Source organism: Phytoactinopolyspora endophytica, assembly GCF_004138495.1.
In the GTDB taxonomy this organism is placed as follows: domain Bacteria; phylum Actinomycetota; class Actinomycetes; order Jiangellales; family Jiangellaceae; genus Phytoactinopolyspora; species Phytoactinopolyspora endophytica.
In genome coordinates, this window is record NZ_ML142885.1 from 1,337 (window position 1) to 9,951 (window position 8,615).

Genomic DNA, 8,615 nt, shown 5'->3' on the forward strand with positions numbered 1-8,615 from the left:
GGCGAGTTGGGCGTCGTCGGTGGTGATCATTCCTCCGCCGCCGGTGGTGATGATCTTGTTGCCGTTGAAGGAGAAGCAGCTCATGCGGCCGGCGGTGCCGACTTGTCGGTTGGCGAGGGGGCCGGTGGTCCAGGATGCTCCGAGGGATTCTGCGGCGTCTTCGATGATCTCTATGTTGAAGCGGTCGCGCAGCTGGAGGAGTGGCTCCATGTGTGCTGGGTGCCCGAGGACGTGGACGATTTCGACGATGTCGGGGATGCGTCGACCCTGGCGTGCTCGTCGAACGACGTCGTCGTAGAGGAGCCCGGTGTCCATGTTCCAGGTCTCTGGTTCGCTGTCGACGAGGAGGACGTCTGCTCCTGTGTATGCGGCCGCGTTGGCCGAGGCGATGAAGGTGAAGTCTGACACGGCGACCAGGCGGCCGGGCTCTGCGCCGGCGAGCCGCAGCGCGACGTGCAGTGCCGCTGTCCCTGTGCTGCATGCGACCGCGTGCTGAGTGCCGACGTAGGCGGCGAAGTCTCGTTCGAACCGTTCGACGAACGCGCCGACGGATGAGACGTAGCCGGACTTGATGCATTCGGCCAGGTATTGGGCCTCGTTGCCGTCGAGGCTCGGCTCGGCGAGTGGGATAGTCACAGAATCGATCGTTGTTCGTAGGGATGGAGCTACCCAGGCGCTTGCTTACGCTGGGCGCGACGCGCTGCGGGAACTCGTCCCCTGCTCGTGTGGTCTTCCTCGGTCGACCATCTAGTGGTTATGAAGGGGATCATCTTGGCCGGCGGCAGCGGCACGCGGTTGGCGCCGGTGACGTTGGCGGTGTCGAAACAGCTTGTCCCGGTCTACGACAAGCCGCTGATCTACTATCCGTTGTCGGTGCTGATGCTGGCCGGTGTGTCGGACGTCCTGGTGATCACCACCCCGATGGATCGGCCGCAGTACGAGCGTCTTCTCGGAGACGGCTCAGCGCTGGGCATCCGCCTGACGTACGCCGAGCAATCGAGCCCGAACGGTCTGGCGGAGGCGTTCCTCATCGGCGCGGATCATGTCGGTGACGATTCGGTGGCGCTGATCCTGGGAGACAACATCTTTCACGGCCTCGGCATGTCGGATCTGCTGCGCAGGAGCGCCGAGAGTGTGAAGGGGTGTGTGCTGTTCGGCTACCCGGTGTCCGATCCGGAGCGCTATGGGGTGGGCGAGGCAGACGATGACGGCTTCCTGGTCTCGATCGAAGAGAAGCCTGAGCAGCCGAGGTCGAACCGGGCCATCACCGGGCTGTATCTGTACGACAACGACGTGACGTCGATCGCCGGCCGGCTGACGCCATCCGCCCGTGGTGAGTTGGAAATCACCGATGTGAATCGGGTTTATCTTGAACGTGGGCAGGCGAGGTTGGTGGACCTGGGCCGTGGCTTCGCTTGGATGGACGCCGGCACCCACGCCTCGCTGCTTGAAGCGAGCCAGTACGTGCGCACGCTGGAGCAGCGTCAAGGCGTGCGGATCGCATGCCTGGAGGAGATTGCGCTACGTATGGGTTATATCGACAGCGATCAGTGTTATCGCCTTGGGCAGCGTGTCGCTAACTCCGAGTACGGCCGCTACGTCATGGCCGTCGCACAGTCAGGATTCGATGGGGGAGCGAGCAGGTAGTGTCCAAACGGGCGCTAAGGCGCGGCGGCTTCTCGGTCTGGTTAAGCCCAGCCGAGTGGCCGTCGGCCGAGAGATGGGGTCGCAGAGGGCTTTGCCCGTGTGCGCCTTCTCAGCACGTCGTCCCTCGGTGTCGATCTACTCAGCGAGGCTTCCCCGTAGGATAACGAAGATTATCGTTGGTACGTCAGAGCACGTTCAGCGTCCACGCGGGGCCCCAGCCAGTCGGCGGTCTGCTCAAGCCCGTCGTGAAGGGTCTGCGTGGCTTGCCAACCGAGTTGGTCTTTGGCACGGCTGGGGTCGGACAAGAGCACTTGCACTTCGCTTGCTGATGGGCGCACGCGCTGTGGATCGGTGACTACTTCGGCGTTGGATCCGGTGACCTCGCAGCACAGCTTGAACAGCTCTCCGACGGAGACGGCCTGTCCGGTGCCGAGCTGCACCGTCGACCCTGACTCTATGTCGGCTGTGGCCATGCGGATGTAGCCGTCGACAGTGTCGGAGACGTACGTAAGGTCCCTGCGTGGTTCCAGGTTCCCGAGTTGCACAGACGTGGCTCCGGACAGCAGCTGTCCGAGTATTGTCGGGAGCACTGCGCGGGCCGACTGGCGGGGGCCGTAGGTGTTGAACGGCCGGATGGTGGTGACGTGTACTCCGAACGAGCGTGCGTAGGCCAGGCAGAGCTGGTCGGCACCGATCTTGGATGCCGCGTAGGGGGACTGCGCGCAGAGTGCGTGGTCTTCGGTGATCGGCGTCGTCTTCGGAGTGCCGTAGACCTCGCTGGTGGAGGTGTGGATGACGCGGACGTCTCCGATCGTGCGCGCCGCCTCGAGGACGTTCAGGGTTCCGGCTACGTTCGTCTCTAGGAACGAGGCTGGAGCATGGTAGCTGTACGGGATCGCGACCAGGGCGGCGAGATGGAAGACGATCTCTACGTCGCGGACGGCTTCTAGGACTGAGCGGGGATCGCGGATGTCGCCGAGGCGGAACTCCACGGTGCTACGCCTGGCGGGGTCCATCTCGTCGAGCCATCCGTATGAACCGTTGGAGTTGTACACGCAGAATGCTTTGACCTTGGATCCTTCATCTATCAGCCGCTCGACCAGGTGACTGCCGATGAACCCGTCGGCTCCCGTCACCAGTACGTCGTGGCCTGCAAGACTGTCCATGCTTGCCTCCCTTGATGAACTGGTCGACGCGCAACGCCGACACAGCGCCAATCCTCGCGCGGACCGGGCGTGGTGATCAGGGGGAACCTTTACGCGGCTCAATCTGGCTCCCATGGGCCTCACCGCTATATCGGCGATCTACGAAGTCACCCCTTCAGTGTCAGCTGCAAGTCTGTTGATCAGTTCGTCCAGGCGGGCCGCGATCCCGAGATGCGGCGTACTTGCGTTCAACACGATCTTGAGATTGAGCTTGCCGTTGATCAGCTTCTTACACTTCTCAAGGCCGCCGCCGTTTCCATCGTGAAGGTAGCTTCGCAGATGGTCCTCCACCCGTCTCCGGGTCGGCGCCGACCGTGGGGGATTTCGGTCGTGAATCACTCCCTTCCGGGCATGAGTACCACTGGTGTACGTTGCGATCAGAGAAATGAGAGGTTTATGACGCGATACACCGCGGTATCCTCCAGCCATGGCTGTTGCAGAGTTGCCCTTGGGCGGATACAGACAGTTCGACACGCAGATCTGGCAGGTAGTCATGGTTGGCATCAACCTGATGTGGCGGGGGTGCCGACTCGAACGTCTGGCGTCCGGCGATCCGAACTTTGAACTCAACGGTGTCTCGCTCGAGTGGATGAGCGTCGCGGCGATGAAGTTCGGTACGCCCGTGTTCAGCGATGTCGGCGAGTTTGAGGCCTACGCGATTTTCGTACCGATCACCGGCGAGTGCAGGATCCGATCAAATGATGATCAAATAATTGCGCGGCGTGGGCACATCGGCGTGCTCTCTGCGGGGACGCACGTACGGACGTGGTGGTCTTCCGACTGCGAGATGTTGATCTTCAAGTTCGATGCTCCGGGCCTCGAAGGCCGAGCTGGTGAGCTGCTGGGGCGACCTTTGGACGGGCCGCTACGTTTCAAGCTGGGTATGGACACTGGCGACGGTCCCGGCTGGTTCTTCGAGCATGAGGTTCTGTGGCCGATTGTGGGAATGCTGGAGCGAGGTAGCGAACCTCTCATGGACGAAGAACGACCGGTGATGGACTGGCTGCTGAAGATCCAGCCACACAACTATCGCCGCACTCCGTGACCGAGCAGCGAGGAATCACCTACGCGAATGGAGATCCCCCGCTTCCGTAGACAACAGTCGGCGAAGTGACCACGGCCTGACTGAAGCGTGCGCAGGAAAGGCGAGCGCGAGCTGAAGACGAGAACATGGACGTCGGCGAGTTCGAGGGCAAGCCGACCCGTACCGCAGGGCGCCCTGGCGCCCGAGGAACGGGGGCGGCGCGGCAGCCCTTCAAACGTGACTGGGACCGAGGTAGTTGTTCGGCTGAGTCTTCAAGAGCTCGGTCATCAGCCCGAACTGAAGCCGGTCGATTAGAGCGAGATCTTCGAAGGGACGCTTGTAGCGCTCGACTTCGCGGACGGCCGGCCACAGCAGGCCGTGCTCGAAACGACGGCCAGGGCCGGTCCGGCTGTCCATCGCCCACGTCGAATCCATCACCACGTCGAACAAGAGCGGCTCATTCATGGGCCGTTCCCATAGATCGATGGCGTGGGCCCTCGAGACCGGGCTGGTCGAATGTGAAGGTCAGTAGTCCGCACGCTCGAGTTCTTGTGGCCGCCATAGGGCGAGTGCTTTCGGGGCGACCTCGAACCTGGTGGGTGCGGAACACGGTGAACTTCTCCAGCGGGAAGCCCCTGTGCGGCACTATACCGCTGTGAGCGGTTCCTTGGTCCGGCCCATTGGAGTCGGATGATCTCGCAGCGCCCATCTGATGACCGTCGAGGCGGCGAACATTCTGTGACGTGCATCGCAGTCGGGTGAGATCTCAGTCGACCGCAGCCGTTCTCTGACCTGCGGCAGGATCATTCCAGCGTGCAGGTGTGCCTACTGACGCCGGGTTCGGCATCGATCCGTTGGCCGTTGGGCAGGTGTATCTCAGCGGTGGTGCCGGGTGGGATGGTGACGTCGAGCTCGAACTTGTCGTCGTTGGTGTGCCAGTTCGAGGTGATGCGTCCGTAGGGGGAGTCATGGTCGGCTCGGGCGTGGGTGATGCCGCCTCCTGGCATCGGGGCGATCCGGAACGGCCTGTAAGCAGGTCCGTCGTCGAGGAGTTGGATGCCGGCGACGTAGCGGTGCAGGAAAGATATGACCGCACCCTTGCTGTAGTGGTTGAGCGAAAGGTACGGTCGTCCTTGCTCGTCGATGCCGTGCCAGTCTTCCCAGATGGTCGTGCCGCCACGGTCGATCATGCTGAGCCAGGACGGTTCTGTGTCTTGGAAGAGCAGCTCGTAGGCCACATCGAGATAGCCGGCGTCGGCGAGGACGGGCAGCAGGTACGGGGTGGACAGGAAGCCGGTGGCGAGGTGCGTGTCGGCCTTGCGGATGAGCTCGACAAGTCGCTGCGCTGCTTGTGGGCGTAACTCGTCGGGAACAAGGTCGAAGGAGAGCGCTCGCACATACGTGGCTTGTGTGTCGCGGGCGAGCGTGCCGTCGGCATTGATGAACTCGGCCTGCCATGCTGCGCGGGTGGCGGCGGCGAGGTTCGTGTAGAGGTTCGCGTCGTCGGGCTTGCTGAGGATCTGTGCCACCGTGGCAAGGAGTCGCGCTGAGTAGTGCAGATAGGCGGTAGCGACGATGCCGTGGTCCTCGGTCGCGAGCCTGGAGATGAGGTCGGGCGACCATTCGTCGGGTTCGAGCCATTCGCCCCAGTGGTAGCCGGTATCCCAGATGAACTCCTCGTGGGCCGCTGGCGCCGGGCGTTGCTGGGCTCGGTCGGGGTGGCGGCCCTCACGGGCCGCGCGTGCGGCGTACTCGACCCAGCTGACCATGGAGGACCATTGTTGATCGAGCAGGTCACGGTCGCCGTAGGCGCGATAGATCTCCCACGGCACGATCACTGCGGCATCGCCCCAGCCCGCGGAGCCGTGCGGTGCGCCAATCTTCTTCATGACGTCGTGGGACATCGTCTCCGGCGCGCAGTGGAAGACCAGTCCGTCGTCTTGTTGCTCGGAGGCAAGGTCGCGCAGCCACTTGGTGGAGAAGCCGGCGACGTCGTAGACGAACGCCGCGGTCGAGACGAAGATCTGCCAATCGCCGGTCCAACCCGCGCGTTCCCGAGTGGGGCAGTCTGTGGGAATGTCGCAGGCATTGCCCCGGAAGCTCCACACGGCCGCTTCATGCAGTGCGTTGATCCGCTTGTCGCTACATTCGAACTCGCCAGTGCGTCGCATGTCCGTGTGGACGGCGACGCCGGAGACGTCGTCTGGCGTCAGTGTGTCGTGGTGGCCCTCGATGCGTACGTATTGGAATCCGTGCACGGTGTGTCGGGGCTCGAAACGGTCAACAGTGTGGCCTGCCGACGTCACGTGGTCGACCTGGAAAGGCAGCCTCAGCTTGGCGAACTCGAGATCTTGCAGCCTCGGGTCGGAATCGAGCTCCGGTGTGACGAGGTTTTCGAGGGTGACGTCGCCGTCCGCATCCAGGGCTTCGCCGTAGGTCAGAGACAGCTTGGTGCCGGCCGGGCCAAGGTTGTCGAGTCTGATCCAGCCGTTGATGTTCTGGCCCAGGTCGACAACCTGGCGGTCGGGGTGTGGCCGGGTCACGGCGACAGGCCGCAGTTCCTCGACGCGGCGCACCGGCGGCATTGGGCTGGACGTCAACCGGCTCAGGTCATGGCCGCGAACCATGACAGGTTGCCAGCCGCTGCTCTGGCTGCCCGGGGTACACCAGTCTCTTGGCTTCTTCGACAGGTCGGTGGTCTGGCCCTGGAACAGATCCGCCTCGCGGATAGCGCCTGTGGACGAGGACCATTCCGGATCGGTGCCGATGCGGACGTGCGAGTCATCCGTGCCGTGGACGTGGAGCTGGGCCAGCAGGGCGACGCTGTCGCCGTAGAGGTTGGTCAGGCGATACCCGCTGTCCTGGCCGCGGAACCAGCCGTCCGACACGATCGCGCCCAGCACGTTCTCACCCGGTCGCAGCATGTCCGTGACGTCGAACGTCTGCACCTGCAGGTTCGACCAGTAGCTGGTGAAACCAGGGGTGAGTTCCATGTCGCCCACCCGGGTGCCGTTGATGAAGCATTCGTAGACCCCGTGTGCCGTCACGTAGAGCCGTGCCCTGGCGACCTTCTGGTCAAGTGTGAACGAGCGGCGGAACAGGTACGCCGGACGAGGGGAGGCCGCCTTGGTCTCCTGATCCTCGACCGGCTCGATGAACCGTGCCATCCAGTCATCTGTACTGAGTAGACCCATCTCCCACCAGGCCGGTGCGGCCCACTCGCTCGTCCCCGCGTCTGTCCACGTTCGCACGGACCAGTCCACACGTTCACCGGACGTCAGCTCCGGCCCTTCGTACGGAACCAGCAGCGGCTGATCCGAAACGACCTTGCCGGAATCCCACCGATCGGTACGGATCTGATACGCCGTCTGCCGACGTGAACCCAGCGGCAGACGCCATGACAACCGCGGCTTCCGCACATTGATACCCAGCGGGTTCTCCAGATGTTCCACACGCAGTCCTAGCGGTGCCGACATGTACAACCCTCCGCGACGATGAGGCGCGCCAAGCACTGCGCGACGATTGATGAGAAAATCATGAAATGATAGTTCCACTACGCTGAGCGGAGCGGTGAGCCATGTCAAGGTCGACCGGGGCCAATCAGAGCGCTTGGTCGCCTGATTGATCAGTCCGAGCGTGGCTACCCAAGGTGCGTGAATGAGAACTTTGCCGCGACATTGTCAGTGGCGGTCGACATCATGGAACAGACGCTGATGATGGAGTAGACGTTTGCAACTGAAGGCTATGACTGGCTCGAACGGGTTGCGCCTGACCTGGCAGCCCCAATCGAGCTCGTGAACGAGGGAGGTAGCAGTGAGTGGACAGGGCACCTTGGCGAAAGATTGCGCAGAATTGGAGATAGCTTCCGAAACTATCCCTGACAAAATTGAGGAGGGCGGGACAGGTAACTCGTTTCTCGGCTCGGGAAGCGGATCGATCGTGGCTCGAAGTCGAGATGAAGTATCGGAGATATTCAAGGAGATGTTCTTATTTGGAGCTGCATCAGCATTGGTGTTCTTATTTATAGAATTTGCGCAACGACTCCCGGGATTTGGTGCGGATAATGGGCAGTCGATAGATATAGTACCAATTGACTTTGGGCAAGTTCTTGTTATCTATATTGGAATTCTCGCGTTCGTGAGTTTTTTGCACCAGAGGATACGAGGTGCGGTGGACCGCATCAAGGAAGCGTCATCATCAGAAGACGAGCACATGCTCGCGACGGTTCACCTGCGCTGGCTTATCATTGCGTCATACGGCATCGGGACTTCGTCAGTATTCTTGCTTGTGCCGGCTGTCAAGCAGGCTGACAAAGGAACGCTGCCATTGTCAATGTTTGTTGCAGTATTACTATGTACTTTAATAGTGGGCACGCTGGCGGTTGCATTGAGCGAGACTCGCGATGTCAGAGGTTCTCTGTCAAGGGTAAGAACTAAAGAGTCCCATGAACGGCTGGAGCGATTGGTGATCTTTAGGCGGAGATTCGCGCGGTCTCAGCAAAGTCCGGAGCTGTGGAGAGATACTGTTAAGCGAGGTGTGGGGCAGAAACTAGGTGAGGGTTCACGACACAAGCTCTGCCGAATGCTACTAATAGCACACCATTTGCCCGCCCGCGTAATCTGGTACGCGTCGTGGTTGGTAATGTTCATGCCTGCGCTAGTTCTGATGACTCGATATTCGCCTGGGAGTGGAGCCGCTCTCGGTGTGCTTGGTACGGTGGCTGCGCTGTGGCTAGTTTC

The 8,615-nt window shown here is 61.8% G+C and carries 8 protein-coding genes; 3 read left to right on the forward strand and 5 right to left on the reverse strand.

Annotated features, from left to right (window positions below; translation table 11 throughout):
* Nucleotides 1-636 (reverse strand): aminotransferase class I/II-fold pyridoxal phosphate-dependent enzyme (locus tag ELR45_RS40110; RefSeq protein ID WP_205857804.1); only part of this gene is annotated, 636 nt, incomplete at its 3' end.
* 120 nt (nt 637-756) lie between these two features.
* Between ELR45_RS40110 and rfbA the strand changes: the two genes are divergently transcribed.
* Nucleotides 757-1,647, forward strand: coding sequence for a glucose-1-phosphate thymidylyltransferase RfbA (gene rfbA, locus ELR45_RS33835; RefSeq protein WP_129670211.1), 891 nt, complete (start codon nt 757-759; stop codon nt 1,645-1,647).
* 170 nt (nt 1,648-1,817) lie between these two features.
* Here rfbA and ELR45_RS33840 read toward each other — a convergent pair whose 3' ends face one another.
* Nucleotides 1,818-2,813: a GDP-mannose 4,6-dehydratase gene (locus tag ELR45_RS33840; RefSeq protein WP_129670212.1), complete on the reverse strand. Its 996-nt coding sequence runs from the start codon at nt 2,811-2,813 to the stop codon at nt 1,818-1,820.
* A 138-nt stretch (nt 2,814-2,951) separates the two neighbouring features.
* Nucleotides 2,952-3,143, reverse strand: coding sequence for a hypothetical protein (locus ELR45_RS33845; protein ID WP_129670213.1), 192 nt, complete (start codon nt 3,141-3,143; stop codon nt 2,952-2,954).
* A 136-nt stretch (nt 3,144-3,279) separates the two neighbouring features.
* On the opposite strand from ELR45_RS33845, the gene ELR45_RS33850 reads away from it, so the two are divergent.
* Complete coding sequence (locus ELR45_RS33850; protein ID WP_129670214.1) at nt 3,280-3,897, forward strand: cupin domain-containing protein; 618 nt, start codon at nt 3,280-3,282, stop codon at nt 3,895-3,897.
* 210 nt (nt 3,898-4,107) lie between these two features.
* Here the strand turns inward: ELR45_RS33850 and ELR45_RS33855 are convergent, their stop codons facing one another.
* Complete coding sequence (locus ELR45_RS33855; protein ID WP_129670215.1) at nt 4,108-4,341, reverse strand: hypothetical protein; 234 nt, start codon at nt 4,339-4,341, stop codon at nt 4,108-4,110.
* A 338-nt stretch (nt 4,342-4,679) separates the two neighbouring features.
* The gene (locus ELR45_RS33860; protein ID WP_129670216.1) at nt 4,680-7,352 is read right to left on the reverse strand and encodes a glycoside hydrolase family 78 protein; all 2,673 of its coding nucleotides are present in this window, start codon (nt 7,350-7,352) and stop codon (nt 4,680-4,682) included.
* 337 nt (nt 7,353-7,689) lie between these two features.
* Between ELR45_RS33860 and ELR45_RS40115 the strand changes: the two genes are divergently transcribed.
* A partial coding sequence (locus ELR45_RS40115) for a hypothetical protein (protein WP_205857805.1) occupies nt 7,690-8,615 on the forward strand: 926 nt, incomplete at its 3' end.